The sequence below is a fragment of the Acidocella sp. MX-AZ02 genome, assembly GCF_000306035.1.
GTDB lineage: Bacteria > Pseudomonadota > Alphaproteobacteria > Acetobacterales > Acetobacteraceae > Acidocella > Acidocella facilis.
This window is the reverse complement of sequence record NZ_JH976207.1, coordinates 26,167-44,564: the sequence shown is the minus strand read 5'-3', so window position 1 is coordinate 44,564 and position 18,398 is coordinate 26,167. Positions and strand designations below refer to the sequence as shown.

Below are 18,398 nucleotides of genomic sequence, written 5' to 3'. Positions count from 1 at the left end.
CATGACGTCTTTGGTGATCCTTGATTTTGACGCCGCCGGCATCAAGCAGCCGTCACGCTCGGCCATTGCCGCGGCGGCCCGGCTTGGCGATGTGCATGTCCTCCTCGCGGGCGAAAATGTTAGCAACATCGCGGAACAGGCCGCGAAACTCGCTGGCGTGTCCAAGGTGCTGGTGGCGGATGACGCGGCTTATGCGCATCACCTCGCTGAACCGATGGCCGCGGTGATCATGTCGGTTGCTGGAAATTACAGCCATATTCTGCAGGCTGCCACCGCGTCCGGAAAAAACGTCCTGCCCCGTGTCGCGGCGCTGCTGGACGTGCAGCCTATTTCCGATATCTCGGATGTCGTCGATGCCGATACCTTCGTCCGGCCGATCTATGCCGGCAACGCCATGGCGACCGTCAAATCCGCTGACAAGGTGAAAATCATCACCGTGCGCGCGGCGTCCTTTGATCCGGTCGCTACGGAAGGCGGCGCGGCGCCGGTTGAGGCGGTTTCCGCGGCCCGCCCCGCGGAAAAATCCGCCTATGTCGGCGAGGAGATTTCCAAGTCCGAGCGGCCGGAACTCACCGCCGCCCGCATCATCATCTCGGGCGGCCGCGGCATGCAGGCGGGCGATAATTTCGCCAAGCTGATCGAGCCGATCGCCGACAAGCTTGGCGCCGCTGTTGGCGCGTCACGCGCCGCCGTGGATGCGGGCTTCGTGCCCAATGATTATCAGGTCGGCCAGACCGGTAAAATCGTCGCCCCCGAACTTTACATCGCGGTTGGCATTTCGGGCGCCATTCAGCATCTGGCCGGCATGAAGGACTCCAAGGTCATCGTCGCCATCAACAAGGATGAGGACGCGCCGATCTTTCAGGTGGCCGATTACGGACTTGTCGGCGACCTGTTCACGATTCTGCCCGAACTAGAGAAGGCCCTTTAATCATGAGCATCCGCAAAATCGGTATCATCGGCGCGGGTTTGATGGGAAACGGCATCGCTCACGCGGCGCTGATATCCGGTTTTGACGTGGTGCTCGTGGACGCGTTCGCGGCGGCTTTGGATAAAGGCCTTGCCACGATCCATAAAAACATGGAACGGCAGGTTTCCAAGGCGACGATAACGGAAGCCGACAAAGCCAGCGCGCTTGCGCGCCTGATCAGCTCGACCGATTATCACGCCTTGGCCGGAACCGATATCGTCATCGAAGCCGTTCCGGAATCCCTGCAGATCAAAGAGGCGATCTACGCGGAACTCAAGGATGTTCTGGCGCCAGAGACGATATTGGCCTCCAATACATCCTCGATTTCCATTACCGCTCTGGCCGCGTTGTCCGGCCGGCCGGATAAATTCATCGGGCTGCATTTCTTCAATCCCGTCCCGATGATGAAGCTGGTCGAGATCATCCGTGGGTTGGCCACCTCGGAACAAACCTACGAACTGGCGACAAAACTTGCCGCGCAACTCAACAAGACGGCCGCGGTTGCGCAGGATGCCCCGGGTTTTATCGTCAATCGCCTGCTTTGCCCGATGCTGAATGAAGCCATCTTCATGCTGGCGGAAGGCGTTGCGGACGCGAATTCGATCGACAACGCGATGAAGCTCGGCGCCAATCATCCGATGGGACCACTGGCACTTGCCGACTTTATCGGACTGGACACGCTGCTTTCGATCATGCGCGTGCTTCATGCGGAACTGGGCGAAGACAAATACCGCCCTGCCCCGCTGCTTGTGAAATATGTGAATGCCGGATGGATGGGGCGCAAATCCGGGCGCGGATTTTACAATTACGAAAGTGCTGCGAAAGCCTAGCTGCCTGGTTGCGGGACATCATTGGCGTAATAGAGGCTTTTATCGACCTTGGGCGGCAGGTCATCGCTATCTGCGGGCTTGGAGTTTGGGTTTGCCATAAGATAGCGCGGCGGCGATCAACAAGGGCTAATCTTCTGGGGCGCAAAGGCGCGTGATCTGCCCCTCGGTCTGTCCGTTCGAGCATGGCGAGACGATTGCGTTGCCCAGGCATGTTTCCGGCAGATCGAGGGGTGTGGCGCCTATGGATTTCCCGATCGCCATGCGGCGAGTTTCGCCAAGCTGCTCTAAGTCTCCGCCTGGGGCAAATACTGGAGCCACTCCTTTCAGATCAAGGCTTTTGTCGGCTATTGGCGCGGCACCGCGCGGCCTGGCTGCCTGAACAGGCTGGGTCATCAGAGCACCGCCAGGCGGGGCGAAGAATGAAGGTCCACGATCCGGACACTTCATCCCAGCGGTTCTGGAAGAGGCCACGAGCCGACAGCATACTGGGAACACCATCCATTTGCGCCGCCAAATATGCCGCGCGGGACCACCACACGGAGCTTATCTTTGATCATCGACCCCGCTTCACTCAGCGCCGAGCAATCCTACAAGCTTCTCACCGGCATGATCGTGCCGCGCCCGATTGCCTGGGTGACGTCCCTGTCCGAGGCCGGAATTATCAATCTCGCCCCCTTCAGCGCCTTCACCTTTCTGGCGCCCAAGCCGCCGATGCTGGGGATCAGCATCGGTCACAAAGCCGGGGTGTACAAGGATACTTCACGCAATATCCTGACGCGCGAGGAGTTTGTCGTGCATGTCGCGGATGTTTCACAGATCGATGCCGTGCATCAAAGCGCCATCGAATATCCAAGCGACATCAGCGAGGTTGACGAGATCGGGCTGGAAACCACCGCCTCTGAGGAGATCAGCGTCCCTCGGCTGGTGGTGGCCCCCGTGGCGATGGAATGCCGTTTTCGTACCTGCTTGGAATTCGGCGAAACCCGAAGCAGGCTGATCGTCGGCGAGGTGATCAAATTCCATATCCGCCCTGGGCTTCTGCGCGATGGCAAAATCGACACACATATGCTCAATCCGATCGCGCGGGTGGCAGGTCCGGTCTATGCGTCGCTGGGAGAAATGATCGTCAAGCCGGCGATCAAGCAAACACCAAAGCAGTGAGCCGGGCTCCGGGCCACCACCCTTTATAAATCAAGATAAGACTGGAAATCGTTTTTCGATTTTTTCGAAAGAGGCGGCGAGCAAGACACTTGGTTTTTGCAAAATGCCTCGATAAACCAAGACCTTTATAAACTCTTCCCAAGCTCGCCTTGAAACCATCGTGAGAGCAATATGTGTTTAGATTGACGCGCCACCGGCAAAATACCCCCCCCAATTGCTCGCTAAACCGAAAGCCTGAGGCGCTAAGAGGCCTCCGGCAAGATCGCGATGAATTCTGCCTCCACGAGCTTTTCGCCCCCCAGCACGCGGCTCATTGTCGCGCGCGCCGGGCGAGATGCCTCGTCCGGGAACATCGCCAGCCATCCAGGATTGATCGCCTCGCGGGCATTGCGGTCGTTCATCCAGACGGTGACCTTCAGAATATCCTCAAGCCCGCCGCCCGCTGCCTCGATGATCCGGCGCATATGCGTGTACATATTGGCCGCCTGTTCGGGCAGGCTGGGCGGCAGCGCGCCGGTCTGCGGGTCCGCGCCGATCACCAGCCCTGAGACCAGCACGCGGTCGATGACACAGGCGGCGGGGATCGGGTTCACATGCTTGAACCCGTCGATATAGATGCTAGTGCGACGAGACGCCATGATCAGACCCTTTTCAATAGCCGGACGGACGGGGAGTAGGGGCGGCGCTGCCCTTGAAGCGGGCGGCGAGATCATCGACACCGCGCGCCAGCAGCCCGACATCCGTGCCCACCGCGACGAAGCCGAATCCTTCGGCCAGGCAGTCGCGGGCGAAGGCGTCGTCGGTCGCCAGAATGCCGGCGGGTTTGCCGAGCCGGCGCAGCCGTGCGACGGCATCGCTGATCATCCTGCGCTGGTCGGGATGCTGCGGCTGGCCGAGATGGCCGTAGGAGGCGGCGAGGTCCGATGGGCCGATGAAGACGCCGTCTATGCCGGGCACGCTGGCGATGGCCTCGAGATTTTCCATGCCGGTGACGGTCTCGATCTGCACCAGCAGGCAAATCTCCTCGGCAGCGCCGGTGAGATAGCCGCCGGCACGGCCCCAGCGCGAGGCCCGGCCCAAGGCCGCTCCGACACCGCGCACACCCTCCGGCGGGTAGCGCGTGGCTGCAACCAGCGCCTGCGCCTGCGCGGCGGTTTCCACCATCGGGATCAGCAGCGTCTGCGCGCCGATATCGAGATAGCGCTTGATGAGAACGGTATCGCCAATCGGCGGGCGCACCACCGGCTGCGCCGCGTAAGGGGCAATGGCCTGCAACTGCGCCAGCGTGCTCGCTACGCCGTTGGGCGCGTGCTCGCAATCCACCAGCAGCCAGTCAAACGCGCTGACGGCACAAAGTTCCGCCGTGTAGGCGGAGACGAGGCCGAGCCAGAGCCCAGTCAACGGCTCCCCGGCGGCGAGGCGTCGCTTAAACAGATTAGGCGGGTTTTCCATGGCGTTTCCTCATACGAACCGGCAGAAGATGCTGCCAAGCCGACCGAAATCGGCATGCACCTGATCCCCGGCGCGCATATCCAGCGCGCGGGTGAAGGCGCCCGCCAGCACGACCTCGCCGGCCTCCAGCGTCACCCCATGCGCCGCCAGCTTGTTCGCCAGCCAGGCGATGCCAGTGGCGGGATGCCCAAGCACACCCGCCGCCAGCCCGGTTTCCTCGATGGTGCCGTTCACATGCAGAAGAGCCCCGCTCCAGCGCAGATCGATCTGAGCCGGCCGCACCGGCGAACCGCCCAGGATCAAAGCGGCGTTGCCGGCATTATCCGCGATATTATCGATGATGGTCTTGCCCATGCCGGTCTCGGGATCGACGCGCGGGGTGCGGCTATCGATGATCTCCAGCGCCGGGACGATGTATTCGGTGGCGCGTAGCACATCGAACAGCGTACAGCCCGGCCCTTTCAGCGGGCTGCGCAGCAGGAAGGCCAGCTCCACCTCCAGTTTCGGCGCGATGAAGCGCGCGCGCGGGATGGCGGCACCGGGCTCCAGGAACATGTCATCCAGCAGCACGCCGTAATCCGGCTCATCAATGCCCAGCAGCGTCTGCATGGCACGCGAGGTCAAGCCGATCTTGTGGCCTTTGACGATGGCCCCGGCAGCGCACTTCGCCTGGACCCAATGCTCCTGGATCGCGTAGGCTTCGGCCAGGCTCAAATCCGGCATGGATTTGGAGAGCTGGCGCATCGGCGTGCGGGTGCGCTCGGCCTGGTCCAGCGCCTCGGCGATCCGAGCGATATCTGCGGCATCACGCATGCTCACGCCTCCTCCGCCACCTGGTTGCGCAGCGTGCCGATGGCGGGGCAGCTCACCTCCACCACATCCCCGGCCTTGAGGAAGCGCGGCGGGGTGAAACGCACCCCCGCCCCGGTCGGCGTGCCGGTGACAATGATGTCCCCGGGATTGAGCGTCATGAACGAGGTGATGTAGGCCAGCAGATCCGCGAAGGGGAATATCAGCCGGGAGGTATCGTCGCTCTGCCGGACTTGGCCATTCACTTTGGTCTGCAAGGCCAAAGGTTGCGTGAAATCGATCGCATCGGCGCTGACAATCCAGGGGCCAAGGCTGCCCGAGCGGTCGAAATTCTTGCCCTGGGTGACGTTGAATTTGCCATGATGCAGCCAGTCGCGAATGGTGCCCTCATTGCACAAGGTCAGACCAAATATATAAGAATGCGCGTCCTCGCGCGAAATCTTGGTGGCGGTCTTGCCGATCACCAGGGCGATCTCGCCTTCATAATCGAGCTGCTCTGAAACGCGCGGGCGGATCAGGGGCTCACCGCTGCCAACGAAGGATGTCGGAGCGCGAAAAAACAGGCTCGGATATTTCGGCACTGGCTTATCGTCCTTATATTCCTCGTTGCGATCTGCATAATTCACGCCGACACACAGGATTTTCTCTGGCGCGGGAATCGGTGGCAGCAGCCACAACGCCGCCAGCTGATGATCCGGCGCGGCCCGCATCACGCTGGTAAGATCGTGATCGGCGCTTGCGATGAAGTCACGCAGCGTCGGGCAATGCACGCCGAAGTGGGATTTGAGGTCGATCACCCCGTCCCCGCGGACGATGCCGTAGGAGGCGCCCTGGGCGGTTTCGTAGCTGACAAATTTCATAGGGCTGATCACGCTCCATTCTTCGCGGTGACGGTCGTCTGGCCGTAGGTCTCGGCGGTCATCGCGGCATCGCGGGTTTTGCGCGGCGCAGTTTCCGGCAGCATGAAGCCGATGAGCAGGAACAAGGCAGCCGAAGGCAGCGCGATCATCATGCCCAGAAACAGCGAGCCACCCGCCGCGGCGGCCACCAGCGGCACCACCACCGGGGCCAGGCTGCCAATGGCGCGGCCCATCATATAGATGCTCGATGTCGCGGTGGAGCGCATGCCGACGGGAAACAGCTCCGAGATCCACGGTCCGGAGACGCCGAGCGAAGCATTGCCGATGACGAAGAGCAGATAGCTCCAGAACATCGGCCAGGCGACAAGCGACCCCGCATAAGGCTGGGTGGAGAAAAACGCCATGAGCGCCAGGCTGATGACCCAGATGCTACCGGGGATGACCGCGCCGATGCGCCGGCCCTGGCGGTCATTCAGCCAGCCAAACACCAGGTAGGCGCCACAGGAAATCGGCGTTCCGATCAGCACGATGCTGCGCACCTCCGCCGGCGGCACCGCCATATCCTTGATCCACAAGGTCGGCAGGAACACCAGAATGGCGTAGAAGGTGAACATATAGCTCATGATCCAGGCGATGCCGCCCAGAAAACGCAGCCGATAGGTCGGCAGCAGCAGGTCCAGCCATTCCGGCCGGACCCGACGCGCGGCCGGCGCGCTGGCGAGACTATGTTGATGCGCCTGCCAGAGTTTTGATTCCGGTATGGCGAAGCGAACAAAGATCATCAGCAGAATCGGCGCGCCGCCGGTCAGCAGCGCCACCCGCCAGCCCAGCTCCGGGCCATATTGCTTCAGCGCCCAGATGCCAACCACCGAGGCCACCGCGGTGCCCAGTACGGCGCTGCCCTGCACGCAGGCGCTGCCAATGCCCCGCCGGCGGGCGTTCCAGACCTCGTTGAACAACACCATCCCCGCCCCCCATTCGCCGCCGAGGCCAATGCCGGTGATGAAGCGCAGCCCGAAGAGCATCTCAAAGCTGTTGGAAAAGGCTGACAGAATCGCACCGATGGAGAACATCGCGAGTGCCCACTGCAAAGCGGTCTTGCGGCCATAGCGGTCGCCGACCAGCCCGAAGGCCGCGCCGCCAATCACCGAGCCCACCAGCGTCGCGGTGGCGATCAGCCCGGCCTGGCCGAGACTCAGATGCATAGAGGCGCGAATGGCACCGAGCACGAAGGTCAAGATCAGGACGTTATACATATCCAGGCCGAAGCCGAGTATCGCCGAAACGATAATCGCCAGCTTCTGGCCGCTGCTATAGGCGCTCAACGCGGCTTGGGCGTCGTTCATGCGTTCCCCCTCATTGCTGCCGGGCTTTATTGGTGCCGCCGGCATGCTTGCTGCTTTCCTGCGCTCCCCGGCCGGGCAGGACAATTGCGGGGGCTTGGATTTGTCCGTATCGTGGACATCTAATTCAAAACCAGAAGGGCCGCGCGGGCTGGCCAAGGGGCGGAAATGGACGATGACGCGAGCGGCAAGGCCGAGGGCGCGCAAAGCATCCGGCGGGCGGTGGCGATCTTGTCCGTGCTGGCCGCCGGCCAGGAGGCCGGGGTGCGACTGACCGATGTCACCGAGCGCACCGGGCTCAGCCGGCCGACCTGCCATCGGATTCTGAAGGTGCTGATTGAAGAGAATATCGTCGAGCAAAATCCGTCGACGCGCCGCTACGCGATCGGCGAGCAAATCCCGATGCTGGCGCTGGCGCGGGTCGGGCGCACGCCCTTCCTGCGCGCGGCGGAGACAGAGCTGCGGCGGATCTCGGCCGAGATCGGCGATACCATGTTCCTCACCGTGCGCACCGGGCTGGATACGCTCTGCGTCGCGCGCCGGCTGGGCGTGTTCCCGATCCAGGTGCTGATGGTCGATGTCGGCCAGCGCCGGCCTCTGGGCATGAGCAGCGCCGGGCTGGCGATGCTGGCACGGCTGCAGGAGGGGGAGCGCGAGGAGATTCTGGCCCAGAACGAGGTACGGCTGCGCCGTCTCGGCCTCAGCCTGCCGCGGGTGCGCGAGCTGGTGGCGACAACGCAGCGGCGCGGCCATGTCATCCGCGAGCATGGGCTGATTCCCGGGACCAAGGTGGTTTCCGTGGCGCTTGAGGCGCCAGGCGGCAAATCACTGGCCGCCTTCACCGCCGCAGGCATCGACCGGCGCATGTCTCAGCAGCGTACGGCGGAAATCGCGGCGCGTTTGAAGGAGAGCGTGGCGAGGATTGAGACGATGCTGCCGCGTTGAGACACACATGAAAGATGTGGGATGTTTTGAAAAACACCCCACATCCGCAAAGATCTTTAAAACGAGTCTACGTTAGAATCCGAACAGCTGCGCGGGGTTGTCGACGAGGATGCTGTGTCGCTCCGCTTCGTCCGGCACGCAGCGGAACAGAAACTCCATCAGCTCCGCATCATTCGGCGGCGGCTTTACCGAGATCGGGTGCGGCCAGTCACTGCCCCACACACAGCGCTGCGGCGCGGTCTCGATATAGCGCCGTGCAATCGGCATCACATCATCCCAAGGCGGCCCCTGGCGCGAGGTTTTTTCAGTCAAGGACAGCATCACCCAGAAATTGCCGCGCTTGAGCAGCTCAGTCATTTTCAGCAGATTGGCATCCGTCTCCCCGGCGTCCGGGTCTGGGCGGGCCATATGGTCGATCAGGACCGGAATGTCGAGATTTTCGTAGAATTCGACACCTTCGATGATGCCGGTCTTCTCCGGCTGGATTTTCGCATACCAGCCTAACTCGCGCATCACCGCGACGGCACGGTCGAATTCGGCGCGCGAGAGTTTCACCCCCAGCTCCTGGCGAAAGGAAAAACGCGCCCCGCGTATGCCGGCCTCATGCAGCGCCGCCAGCTCCTTATCCGTGGCGGTGGCGAATAGAATGGCGTTGGCGCAGCCTCGATAATTCGGCCCTGCCCGCTTCAGCCCATCCAGCACCACGCTATGGTCGGCGCCGTAGGTGGTGGTCTGCACGATAACGCCACGAGTGATGCCCAGAATCTTGTGCATCGCCAAGGCGCGCTCGATGGTCGCGGAGGGCATTTCATAATGCGCGCCCGGCCGGGGCGGGTAGCGCGCCGGGTCGCCCAGAACATGGAACTGCGCGTCGCAGGTCAGAGGCGGCGGCAGCTGGGCTGGGGGGCGCGGGGCGGGATGGAACGGAAAATAATGGGTCATGGCAGTGCTGCCGAAAGCTCCAGCCGTCGCATTCTAACAAGACGCGACACGCAAATCTTCTGGAAGCTTCCTGCTTGTCCTCCTTATTGCTGGTCCACGGCCCTATGACACTGGCCGCACCCCTGCATCTGCCGGCCGACGGGCGCCACCTTCAACACGAAACGCCGCATCACGTCCGTATTATGGACAATCCATGGACACCGCCGAGAAGAGCAGCACCGCCGCTGCCACCGGCTTCGCGCGCAACCGTCCATCACTTATATAATGTAAAATTCAACGATATCATTGAATTTCCTCGATCTCGCCAATGCCGTCGAGGGCTTTTTTCAATTGTACAATTAGCGCCACGACCAGCATCGGCGGTGCGGCACTCGGCGGCAGCAGCACGTTGAACTGAAACGGCACCGTCGGCGCCAGCGGGCGGATCACCGCGCGATCGGCAAAATCCCGCGCGGTGATGGCATCCACCACCGTCACCCCGGCGCCATGCACCGCCAGCTCACAGGCCGCGAAGGCATTCTGGGTTTCCACATCCAGCACGCGGATGACATTTTCCGAATCGAACAGCGCGTCCACCAGATGTCGCATGCGGTAGGTGCGGCCAAGAGAGATAAAGCTCTCGCCTTGAAAATCCGCCGGGTTTAGGCTTTTCCGCGCGGCCAAGCGGTGGCCCGGCGCCAGGACCGCCACCGCCGGCACGCGAATGGTCCAGCCATGGCGCAGCGGCGCCTGGTCCGGCAGAGGCAGCACGAAACCGACATCCGCTGTCCGGTTCAGCAGACTTTCCCGGACCTCGCGCGAGCTTTCCAGCGTGAATGAAATTTTTAAACCCGGATGCGCGCAGCGCAATTGCGAGACCAGACGCGGCAGAAAGCTCAATCCCAGAATCGGCAGGGCGGCGATGCTGAGCTCGCCATGGCCGGAGACGCGGATTTCCTGCACCAGCTCTTCGATCCTGCGGGCACCGACGAAAAACCGCGCGACTTCCTCATGCAACCGCAGCGCCTCGATCGTCGGCGCCAGCCGGCGGCGGGCGCGTTCGAACAGCCGCAGACCGATCCCGTGTTCCAGCGAACTCAGCAGCTTGCTGACGGCGGGTTGCGACATTCCCAGCGTTTCCGCCGCCCGCGTGACCGAACCGCAGCGCAGCACGGCATCGAAGGCTTCCAGCTCCCGCAATCTGGTCGGTGTCATCGCGCTCCCGTTTCATAACTAAGAGGAATGAAAACATATAAAACGAATATTTGACGGAATGAAGTGGTCAATGCAATCGTTGAAATGATGATTTGGCACGCAAATGCCTTGATTTGAGCCTCAACCTACCAATGGGAGACTAAAATCTGTGCGTAAACAATTTTTCCTGCTCGCTTTAGGCGCAGCCACCCTTCCCGCTGCGGCCCACGCCGACAACACGCTGTATGTTGCCGCTTATGGCGGCTCATTTCAGACCATCATGCAGAGCGCGGTGTTTCCGGCCTTCGAGAAGGCGCACCATGTGCATATTCAATATATCGCCGGCAATTCCTCTGATACGCTCGCCAAGCTGCAAGCGGAAAAGGCGCATCCGGACATCGATCTCGCGATCATGGATGACGGGCCGATGTATCAGGCCTTGTCGCTGCATTTCTGCGCGCCGCTGAAGCCGGGGCCGAATTATCAGAATGTCTATTCCATCGCCAAAATCAGCCCCGATGCGGTCGGCACCGGACTGGTGGCGGTGGGCATTGCGTATAATGCCGACGCCTTCAAGAAGAATGGCTGGGCGCCGCCGAGCAGCTGGGCGGATCTGGCGGACCCGAAATATAAAGGCCGCATCGCCATGCCCGGGCTCGACAATACCTACGGGCTCGACGCGCTGCTGATGTACGCGAAAATACACGGCGGCGGCGGCGATAATATCCAGCCGGGCTTCGATTACATGGCCGCGAAGATCGCCCCCAACATGGATGCGTTCGAAAGCTCACCGGGCGCGATGTCCCAGCTTTTCCAGAGCGGCGAGATCGTCGCCTCGATCTGGGGCACCAGCCGCACCTTCTCCGTAGCGCAGACCGGCTTTCCGCTGCGCTTCGCCTACCCGAAAGAGGGCGCGCCAGAGCTGATGGATACCGCCTGCGTGGTGAATGGCGCGCATGACAACAAGGATGCGCAGGCATTGATCGAGTATCTGCTCTCGCCCGACGTGCAGAAGATCTTCGCGCTGAAATCCGGCACCGGCCCGGTGAACAAGACCGTGAAGCTGACACCGACGCAAGCGCAGAACATTCCCTACGGGCCGAATGTGATGTCCACCCTCGTCTCTTTCGATTGGAACAGGGTGAACGCCGCCCGGCCGGCCTGGCAGGCGCAATGGAACCGGCAGATCGAGAAATAAGAGAATGAGCTTTCTCGAGATCCGCGGTCTGGTCCGCCGCTACGGTGCCGTCACGGCGGTCGATGGCGTGGATCTCGACGTGAAGGAGGGAGAGTTCGTCTCCCTCCTCGGCCCCTCGGGCTGTGGCAAGACGACGACGCTGCAGATGGTCGCCGGCTTCGCGCCACCGGATGCGGGCAGCATTCGGCTGGACGGGCAGGATCTGACCCGGGTGGCGCCGAACCGCCGGCAGATCGGCGTGGTGTTTCAATCCTACGCCTTGTTTCCGCATATGACGGTGGCGCGAAATGTCGCCTTCGGGCTGGAGATGCGCCGCGTGCCCAAGGCGGAGCGCGAGACGCGCGTGAGGCGCGCGCTGGAGCAAGTGCATCTGAGCCAATTCATCGATCGCTATCCACGGCAAATGTCCGGCGGCCAGCAGCAGCGTGTGGCGCTGGCGCGGGCGCTGGTGATCCAGCCGCGCCTGCTGCTGCTCGATGAGCCGATGTCCAATCTCGATGCCAAGCTGAAAGAGGATATGCAGCTGGAAATCCGCCGGCTGCAGCGCGATCTCGGCGTCACCACGATTCTTGTGACGCATGACCAGAACGAGGCGATGGCGCTGAGCGACCGGGTGGCGGTGATGCGGGCCGGGCGGATCATGCGCATCGACGCGCCACAGGCCGCCTATGAGCAGCCGGGCAGCCATTTCACCTCGAATTTTCTGGGCAAGAGCAACAGCGTGCCGGCGCGGCGCCATGGCGCCGGTGTGCTGCTGGGCGAGGCGCTGACATTGGATGACGCGCCGTCGCCAGAGCTTGGCGAGACGTTCATCTGCTCGCTGCGGCCGGAGAAGCTGAGCCTGTGCGCGGCGGGCGCCGGGCGCCTGGATGCGACCGTGAAGTCCCGGATCTTCCTGGGCAATCATTGGCTGTTTCAGCTGGAGAGCGGGCTGGGCGAGCTGCTGGTGTTCCAGCAGAATGCCGGGATCGACGTGCCCACCGAAGGCAGCCTTGTCGGGCTGGACTGGGCGGCGCAAAGCGTGGTGTTCCTGCCGCGCGAGGCCGCGCATGGCTGAGACCGCGCCGCGTCCGCGCGCCGCCACGCCGTATTGGCTCTGCGCGCCCGCGCTGGTGCTGCTGGCGGTGCTGCTGGCGGTGCCGATGCTGATGACCTTCCTGCTCAGCTTCAACGCCTATAGCGACACGGCGGGCATCATTCACAGCTGGTCGCTGACGAATTACCAAAAAATCCTGAGCGATCCTTATTTTGCCTCGATTTTTCTGCGTACGCTGCGGCTGGCGCTGGTCACCACCATCGCCAGCGCGCTGATCGGCGTGCCGGAGGCCTATATCATCTCGCGGCTGCAGCCGCGCTGGCGCAGCTTGTGTCTGGTCGTCGTGCTGGGGCCGCTGCTGGTCTCGGTGGTAGTGCGCACGCTGGGCTGGCAGATTCTGCTGGCGCGGACGGGCTTGATCAATCAGGTCCTGGTCGGGCTTGGCATTCTGCCGCACCCGGTCGATCTGCTGTTCACCGAAACCGGCATGGATATCGCGATGACGCATGTCATGGTGCCCTACATGGTGCTGGCGGTTTGGACCTCGATCCGGCAGATTGATCCGCGGACCGCGCAGGCCGCGCAATCGCTGGGGGCGAGCGGCTTCACCTGCTTTCGCCGCATCGTGCTGCCGCAGATCGTGCCGGGGATTCTCTCTGGCAGCATCATCGTGTTTTCACTGACCGCGAGTTCCTTCGCGACACCGGAACTGATCGGCGGGCGGCGCGAGAAGGTGGCGGCGACGACGATCTATGACCAGTTCCTGACCACGCTGAACTGGCCGGAAGGGGCGGCCATCGCCTGCCTGCTGATCGTGGCGATCATGGTCATCGTCTTCGCCTGGAACCGGCTGCTGGAGCGTCGCTACGCGGCGGTGACGGCATGAACCGCGTCTCGATCTTGGAACGGCTGTTCCATGCCGCCTTCCTGGTCTTCATGCTGGCGCCGCTGGTGGTGGTGGCCCTCGTCGCCTTCACCCCGGCCGGTTATATCTCGTTTCCAGTGCATGGCGTGTCCCTGCGCTGGTTCTATGAAATCCTCAACCACCCGGATTTCATCTCCAGCTTCGAGTTAAGCATCGAGCTTGGTTTGCTCGCGGCGACTCTAGCGACGATGTTGATGCTGCCGCTGGCTTTGGCGATCGGGCGCTACTGGTTTCCCGGCCGGGATGCGATCCTCGCCTTCGCGATGTCGCCGCTGACCATCCCGCCGATCGTGCTCGGCGTGGCGCTGCTGCGCTTCTTTGCGCTGTTCCAGATCCAGGGTTCGTTTCTCGGGCTGGTGCTGGCGCATATGGTGGTGGTGATGCCCTATGTGCTGCGGATGCTGCTGGCCGGCGTGGCGGGGCTGGACCGCACGGTGGAGCGCGCTGCGATCTCGTTGGGGGCGAGCGCCTTCACCACCTTTTGGCGGGTGACGATGCCGATGCTGCTGGCCGGGCTGGCTGGCGGGTTCATCCTGGCCTTCACCGCTTCGTTCGACGAGCTGACGGTGACCATCTTCGTCTCCTCGCCCCAGAACACGCCGCTTTCGGTGGCGTTGTTCAACTATATCTCGCAGACGGTGGACCCGCTGGTCGCCTCAATCTCGGTCATCATCATGGCGATCACCACGGCCCTGCTGATTCTGCTCGACAGGCTCTATGGCGTCGATCGCCTATTCGGAGGAAGCAAGTGAAATCCTATGATCTTGCCGTCATTGGCGGGGGGCTGGTCGGCAGCGCCATCGCCTGGGGGGCGGCGAAAGGCGGCGCGCGGGTCGCGCTGCTGGATGAGGGGGACAGCGCCTTGCGCGCGGCACGCGGTAATTTCGGCCTGGTATGGATCCAGGGCAAAGGAGCGGGCATGCCCGCCTACGCCGCCTGGTCGCAGCTTTCGGCCAATCTCTGGCCGGCCTTGCGCGACGCGCTGGAAGGCGAAACCAACCTGCATCTTGGGCTGCAGCAGCCGGGCGGGTTTTATTTCTGCCTCAGCGAGGCAGAGCTGGAGACGCGCGCCGCGCTGATCCACCGGATGAGCAATGAGAGCGGCGATATCGGCACCCGCGTGGTCGGCCGGGCAGAGGCACGGGCGATGGTGCCGGGGCTGGGCGACGAGGTTGTCGGCGCCACCTATTGTCCGATGGATGGTCACGCCAACCCGCTCTATCTGCTGCGCGGGCTGCAGGCCGGGCTGCGCGCGGCCGGCGGGGACTATCTCCCCAACCGCCATGTCACGCTGATCACCCCGCAGCCGGACGGCTTTCGTATCGCCTGCGGCACGGCGCTGATCTCCTGCCAGAAGCTGGTGCTGGCTGCCGGGCTCGGCAGCCGGGAACTGGCGCCGATGGTCGGGCTGCAGATGCCGGTGCAACCCTTGCGCGGGCAGATCCTGGTGACCGAGCGGATGCGAAGCTTCCTGGATTATCCCACCCATAATGTTCGCCAGACCCAGGAGGGCACGGTGATGCTGGGCGACAGCCATGAGGATGTCGGCTTCGATACCGGCACGAAAATCTCCGTGCAGCAGCAGATCGCGGCGCGCAATATGCGCATCTTCCCGGCCCTGCGCGATGCCACGCTGATCCGCAGCTGGTCGGCGCTGCGGGTGATGAGCCCGGATGGTCATCCGATCTATGAGCAATCCGCCGCGCATCCGGGGGCGTTTTCCGCCGCCTGCCATAGCGGCGTCACCCTCGCCGGGGCGCATGCGCTCGCTTACGCGCCGGCCATTCTCGCGGGCGAACTGCCCGAACAGCTTCTCCCTTTTTCCAGCCAGAGGTTCCATGTTCAAGCGCATTGAGACGCTGACGGCGCCGGTCCGTTTCACCTTCGAGGGCCAGGCCATCGAGGCCAGGCCGGGCGAGAGCATCGCCGCCGCGCTGCTGGCGGCGGGTGTCGCCGCCCTGCGCGACACCCCGGTGAGCGGCGCCCCGCGCGCGCCCTATTGCATGATGGGTGTATGTTTCGACTGTCTGGTCGAGATCAACGGCATGCCCAACCAGCAGGCCTGCCTGACCGCCGCCACGCCAGGGCTGGTGGTGCGCCGCCAGCGCGGGGCGCGGCAATTCGACCTCGGCACCGCGGAGGACGGGCAATGAGCGCTGTGATGCATGACGCGCTGGTCATCGGCGCCGGCCCGGCGGGGCTGCAAGCCGCCGCCACCCTGGCCGGGCACGGCGCCGATGTGGTGCTGCTGGACGAGCAGGCGGCCCCGGGCGGGCAGATCTATCGCGGCATTGAGAGCTGCTCCCCTGCCCTGCGGCAGATGCTGGGGCCCGATTACACCCACGGCGCAGCCCTGGCCGCCTCGTTCCGGGCCTCCGGCGCCACCTATCTGCCGGAGACCGCGATCTGGCAGGTAACACCCGAGGGCGAGGTTTGGACCAAGCGCCAGGGCCGGGTGGCGATGCTGCAGGCTCGGCAGATCATCATCGCCACCGGCGCGCTGGAGCGCCCGGTGCCGCTGCCGGGCTGGACTCTGCCCGGGGTGATGACCGCCGGGGCGGTGCAGATTTTGCTGAAAAGCGCCGGGCTGGTGCCGGATGGCCTGGTGCTGGCTGGCAGCGGGCCACTGCTTTATCTGCTGGCGGCGCAATGCATCGCCGCCGGGGCAGCCCCCGCTGCTCTGGTGGACACCACCAGCCGCGCGCATGAACGCGCCGCGCTGCCGCATCTGACCGCACTGATCCACGCCCCGGCACGGCAGATGCTGCGCAAGGGGCTGGCGCTGAAGGCCGCCATCCGCGATGCCGGGGTCAAGCTCTACCGCCATGCGAAAGGGCTGCGTATCGAAGGCGAAAGCGAAGCGCAGGCTTTGAGCTTCACCGCCGCCGGCCAGCGCCACCGGCTGGAGACGCGGCTGATCGCCTTGCATGAAGGGGTGATCCCGCACCAGCAGATGACCCGCGCGATCGGCTGCGCGCATGAATGGAACGCTGTGCAGCATTGCTTCCAGCCGGTGCTGGATGAATGGGGCCAGAGCAGCGTTGATAACATCCTGGTCGCCGGCGATGCCGGGGGGATTGGCGGTGCGCTCGTCGCCGAAACGGCGGGGCATCTCGCGGCCCTGGCGGCGCTGTACCGGCTGGGGCGGATCAGCGCCGCGGCGCGCGATGCGCAAGCCTCCCCCCTTCTCGGCGCACGGCGCAAGCAGCTGGCGCTGCGGCCGTTCCTGGATGCGCTTTATGCGCCGCGCCAGGAGATCCTCACCCCACCGGACGAGGTGATGATCTGCCGTTGCGAGGAAGTCACCGCCGGCATGGTCCGCGATGCCGCCCGCCAAGGGGCGCAGGGGCCGAACCAGGTGAAGTCCTTCCTGCGCGCCGGCATGGGGCCCTGCCAGGGGCGGGTCTGCGGACCGCTGGTGAATTTCATCCTGGCCAAGGAACTAGGCCAGACGCCGGAGGCGACCGGCTATTACCGCATCCGCCCGCCGCTGAAGCCGATTACCATCGGTGAGCTGGCGGACATGGACCAAGGGTGATGGCGCGCCCGGCCGATGCGCTGGTGATCGGCGGCGGCATCCAAGGCTGCTCCACCGCCTTGCAGCTGGCGCGGCGTGGCCTGCGCGTGGTGCTGCTGGAGAAGGATCATGTCGCCCGCCATGCCTCGGGGGTGAATGCCGGCGGGGTCAGGCGGCTGCGCCGCCACGAGGCGGAGATCCCGCTCGCCATCGCCGCGATGGAGATGTGGTATGACATTGAGACGCTGCTGGAGGGCCGGCAGACGGGGTTTCACGTCACCGGCCAGGTGGCGGTGGCCGAGACCCAGGCCGATCTGGCCTGGGCCACGCAACGCGCCGCGCGGCTGCGGGCGCTGGGCTATACGCATGAGGAGCTGCTGAGCCCCGCCGAGCTGTATGAGATGATGCCGGAGCTGGCGCCGGGCATGGAAGGCGGGCTGATCGCCCGCGGCGACGGCGCCGCCAGCCCGTATCACACCACCATGGCCTTTCGCGACACCGCCCTGCAGGCCGGGGTGGTGATCGAAGAGGGGATCGCGGTGCGCCGGCTGGCACGCGCCGACGGACTCTGGCGGGCGCAGACGGATGCCGGCACCTATCAGGCCCCCTGCGTGGTGAATTGCGCCGGTGCCTGGGCCGGGGCACTGGCGGCGCAGTGCGGCGAAGCCGTGCCGCTGCAGCCCATCGCGCCGATGATGATGGTCACTTCCCGCCTGCCCGCCTTTCTCAAGCCGGTGGTGTTGGGCATCGGCCGGCCGCTCTCCTTCAAACAGATGCCCAACGGCACCATGATGATCGGCGGCGGCCATCTCGGCAGCGCCGACCTGCGGACCAATACCATCAGGCTGGATTTCGCCAAACTCACCCGCAGCGCGCGTACCGCCACCGAACTTTTTCCGTTGATGCGCGCGGCGACGTTGGTTCGGGCCTGGGGGGGCATCGAATCCCGCCTGCCGGACGATATTCCGGTGATCGGCCCGAGCAGCACCGAACCCGGCCTGTTTCACGCCTTCGGCTTTTCCGCGCATGGCTTTCAGCTGGGCCCGGTCATCGGCGAAATCATGGCGCAGTTGGTCACCCAGGGGGCGACGCAGCACCCGATCGCGCCCTTCGCCATCACCCGCTTTCACTAGAGCATCAAGCTTTTAGCTTGATCCTCTAGGTTTTGTTTTAGCGAGCAATTTCATGTGTTTAGTTTGACGCTGGCGCGTCAACCTAAACACATATTGCTCTAAC

General features: G+C 63.8%; 19 protein-coding genes. 12 read left to right on the top strand and 7 right to left on the bottom strand.

Annotated features, from left to right (window positions below; all coding sequences use genetic code 11):
- Position 1: 1 nt before the first annotated feature.
- The 3 genes from MXAZACID_RS00235 (at position 2) to MXAZACID_RS00225 (ending at position 2,961) form a co-directional block, all read left to right on the top strand.
- Positions 2-931: an electron transfer flavoprotein subunit alpha/FixB family protein gene (locus MXAZACID_RS00235; protein ID WP_008491962.1), complete on the top strand. Its 930-nt coding sequence runs from the start codon at positions 2-4 to the stop codon at positions 929-931.
- Positions 932-933: 2 nt separating this feature from the next.
- A complete protein-coding gene (locus tag MXAZACID_RS00230) occupies positions 934-1,800 on the top strand; it encodes a 3-hydroxybutyryl-CoA dehydrogenase (RefSeq protein WP_008491960.1) in 867 nt (288 codons plus the stop codon).
- Positions 1,801-2,349: 549 nt separating this feature from the next.
- Positions 2,350-2,961 carry a flavin reductase family protein gene (locus tag MXAZACID_RS00225; RefSeq protein WP_008491959.1) on the top strand — a complete coding sequence of 204 codons (612 nt, stop codon included), beginning with the start codon at positions 2,350-2,352 and terminating at the stop codon, positions 2,959-2,961.
- 242 nt (positions 2,962-3,203) lie between these two features.
- Here the strand turns inward: MXAZACID_RS00225 and MXAZACID_RS00220 are convergent, their stop codons facing one another.
- Genes MXAZACID_RS00220 through MXAZACID_RS00200 form a run of 5 tightly spaced genes read right to left on the bottom strand, consistent with a single transcriptional unit; the run spans position 3,204 to position 7,429 of the window.
- Positions 3,204-3,599: a RidA family protein gene (locus MXAZACID_RS00220; protein ID WP_008491958.1), complete on the bottom strand. Its 396-nt coding sequence runs from the start codon at positions 3,597-3,599 to the stop codon at positions 3,204-3,206.
- Between the two features lie 13 nt (positions 3,600-3,612).
- On the bottom strand, positions 3,613-4,413 hold the full coding sequence (locus MXAZACID_RS00215) for an aldolase/citrate lyase family protein (protein WP_008491957.1): 801 nt from the start codon (positions 4,411-4,413) through the stop codon (positions 3,613-3,615).
- Positions 4,414-4,422: 9 nt separating this feature from the next.
- Positions 4,423-5,226, bottom strand: a complete 804-nt coding sequence (hpaH, locus tag MXAZACID_RS00210; RefSeq protein ID WP_008491956.1) for a 2-oxo-hept-4-ene-1,7-dioate hydratase — start codon at positions 5,224-5,226, stop codon at positions 4,423-4,425.
- Positions 5,227-5,228: 2 nt separating this feature from the next.
- Positions 5,229-6,083, bottom strand: a complete 855-nt coding sequence (locus MXAZACID_RS00205; protein ID WP_008491955.1) for a fumarylacetoacetate hydrolase family protein — start codon at positions 6,081-6,083, stop codon at positions 5,229-5,231.
- A gap of 8 nt (positions 6,084-6,091) precedes the next feature.
- Positions 6,092-7,429, bottom strand: coding sequence for an MFS transporter (locus MXAZACID_RS00200; protein ID WP_008491953.1), 1,338 nt, complete (start codon positions 7,427-7,429; stop codon positions 6,092-6,094).
- Positions 7,430-7,594: 165 nt separating this feature from the next.
- Between MXAZACID_RS00200 and MXAZACID_RS00195 the strand changes: the two genes are divergently transcribed.
- Positions 7,595-8,371 (top strand): IclR family transcriptional regulator, encoded by a 777-nt coding sequence (locus MXAZACID_RS00195; RefSeq protein WP_008491951.1) that lies wholly within the window; start codon positions 7,595-7,597, stop codon positions 8,369-8,371.
- Between the two features lie 72 nt (positions 8,372-8,443).
- Here the strand turns inward: MXAZACID_RS00195 and MXAZACID_RS00190 are convergent, their stop codons facing one another.
- Together MXAZACID_RS00190 and MXAZACID_RS00185 are read right to left on the bottom strand one after the other, a co-directional pair.
- Complete coding sequence (locus MXAZACID_RS00190; protein WP_008491950.1) at positions 8,444-9,313, bottom strand: amidohydrolase; 870 nt, start codon at positions 9,311-9,313, stop codon at positions 8,444-8,446.
- Positions 9,314-9,595: 282 nt separating this feature from the next.
- Positions 9,596-10,507: a LysR substrate-binding domain-containing protein gene (locus MXAZACID_RS00185; protein ID WP_008491949.1), complete on the bottom strand. Its 912-nt coding sequence runs from the start codon at positions 10,505-10,507 to the stop codon at positions 9,596-9,598.
- Between the two features lie 148 nt (positions 10,508-10,655).
- On the opposite strand from MXAZACID_RS00185, the gene MXAZACID_RS00180 reads away from it, so the two are divergent.
- Genes MXAZACID_RS00180 through MXAZACID_RS00145 form a run of 8 tightly spaced genes read left to right on the top strand, consistent with a single transcriptional unit; the run spans position 10,656 to position 18,295 of the window.
- Entirely contained in the window at positions 10,656-11,684 is a 1,029-nt protein-coding gene (locus MXAZACID_RS00180) for an ABC transporter substrate-binding protein (RefSeq protein ID WP_008491948.1), read from the top strand.
- A 4-nt stretch (positions 11,685-11,688) separates the two neighbouring features.
- Entirely contained in the window at positions 11,689-12,741 is a 1,053-nt protein-coding gene (locus MXAZACID_RS00175) for an ABC transporter ATP-binding protein (protein WP_008491947.1), read from the top strand.
- Positions 12,734-13,606, top strand: coding sequence for an ABC transporter permease (locus MXAZACID_RS00170; protein ID WP_008491946.1), 873 nt, complete (start codon positions 12,734-12,736; stop codon positions 13,604-13,606). The genes MXAZACID_RS00175 and MXAZACID_RS00170 overlap by 8 nt, the downstream gene beginning before the upstream one ends.
- Entirely contained in the window at positions 13,603-14,397 is a 795-nt protein-coding gene (locus tag MXAZACID_RS00165) for an ABC transporter permease (protein ID WP_008491945.1), read from the top strand. Before MXAZACID_RS00170 ends, MXAZACID_RS00165 begins: the two co-directional genes overlap by 4 nt.
- Positions 14,394-15,500, top strand: a complete 1,107-nt coding sequence (locus MXAZACID_RS00160; RefSeq protein ID WP_008491944.1) for an FAD-binding oxidoreductase — start codon at positions 14,394-14,396, stop codon at positions 15,498-15,500. Before MXAZACID_RS00165 ends, MXAZACID_RS00160 begins: the two co-directional genes overlap by 4 nt.
- Positions 15,484-15,798, top strand: a complete 315-nt coding sequence (locus tag MXAZACID_RS00155) for a (2Fe-2S)-binding protein (protein WP_008491942.1) — start codon at positions 15,484-15,486, stop codon at positions 15,796-15,798. The genes MXAZACID_RS00160 and MXAZACID_RS00155 overlap by 17 nt, the downstream gene beginning before the upstream one ends.
- Positions 15,795-17,183: an NAD(P)/FAD-dependent oxidoreductase gene (locus tag MXAZACID_RS00150; RefSeq protein WP_008491941.1), complete on the top strand. Its 1,389-nt coding sequence runs from the start codon at positions 15,795-15,797 to the stop codon at positions 17,181-17,183. The genes MXAZACID_RS00155 and MXAZACID_RS00150 overlap by 4 nt, the downstream gene beginning before the upstream one ends.
- On the top strand, positions 17,183-18,295 hold the full coding sequence (locus tag MXAZACID_RS00145; protein WP_008491940.1) for an FAD-binding oxidoreductase: 1,113 nt from the start codon (positions 17,183-17,185) through the stop codon (positions 18,293-18,295). Before MXAZACID_RS00150 ends, MXAZACID_RS00145 begins: the two co-directional genes overlap by 1 nt.
- Positions 18,296-18,398: the final 103 nt, after the last annotated feature.

Excerpts from the sequence above, each read along its gene's own strand:
- MXAZACID_RS00220 (WP_008491958.1), bottom strand. The coding sequence starts at position 3,599 with ATGGCGTCTCGTCGCACTAGCATCTATATCGACGGGTTCAAGCATGTG.
- MXAZACID_RS00205 (WP_008491955.1), bottom strand. The coding sequence starts at position 6,083 with ATGAAATTTGTCAGCTACGAAACCGCCCAGGGCGCCTCCTACGGCATC.
- MXAZACID_RS00190 (WP_008491950.1), bottom strand. The coding sequence starts at position 9,313 with ATGACCCATTATTTTCCGTTCCATCCCGCCCCGCGCCCCCCAGCCCAG.
- MXAZACID_RS00215 (WP_008491957.1), bottom strand. The coding sequence starts at position 4,413 with ATGGAAAACCCGCCTAATCTGTTTAAGCGACGCCTCGCCGCCGGGGAG.
- MXAZACID_RS00235 (WP_008491962.1), top strand. The coding sequence starts at position 2 with ATGACGTCTTTGGTGATCCTTGATTTTGACGCCGCCGGCATCAAGCAG.
- MXAZACID_RS00195 (WP_008491951.1), top strand. The coding sequence starts at position 7,595 with ATGGACGATGACGCGAGCGGCAAGGCCGAGGGCGCGCAAAGCATCCGG.
- MXAZACID_RS00165 (WP_008491945.1), top strand. The coding sequence starts at position 13,603 with ATGAACCGCGTCTCGATCTTGGAACGGCTGTTCCATGCCGCCTTCCTG.
- MXAZACID_RS00150 (WP_008491941.1), top strand. The coding sequence starts at position 15,795 with ATGAGCGCTGTGATGCATGACGCGCTGGTCATCGGCGCCGGCCCGGCG.
- MXAZACID_RS00155 (WP_008491942.1), top strand. The coding sequence starts at position 15,484 with ATGTTCAAGCGCATTGAGACGCTGACGGCGCCGGTCCGTTTCACCTTC.
- MXAZACID_RS00230 (WP_008491960.1), top strand. The coding sequence starts at position 934 with ATGAGCATCCGCAAAATCGGTATCATCGGCGCGGGTTTGATGGGAAAC.
- MXAZACID_RS00200 (WP_008491953.1), bottom strand. The coding sequence starts at position 7,429 with ATGAACGACGCCCAAGCCGCGTTGAGCGCCTATAGCAGCGGCCAGAAG.
- MXAZACID_RS00185 (WP_008491949.1), bottom strand. The coding sequence starts at position 10,507 with ATGACACCGACCAGATTGCGGGAGCTGGAAGCCTTCGATGCCGTGCTG.
- MXAZACID_RS00170 (WP_008491946.1), top strand. The coding sequence starts at position 12,734 with ATGGCTGAGACCGCGCCGCGTCCGCGCGCCGCCACGCCGTATTGGCTC.
- MXAZACID_RS00175 (WP_008491947.1), top strand. The coding sequence starts at position 11,689 with ATGAGCTTTCTCGAGATCCGCGGTCTGGTCCGCCGCTACGGTGCCGTC.
- MXAZACID_RS00145 (WP_008491940.1), top strand. The coding sequence starts at position 17,183 with ATGGCGCGCCCGGCCGATGCGCTGGTGATCGGCGGCGGCATCCAAGGC.
- hpaH (WP_008491956.1), bottom strand. The coding sequence starts at position 5,226 with ATGCGTGATGCCGCAGATATCGCTCGGATCGCCGAGGCGCTGGACCAG.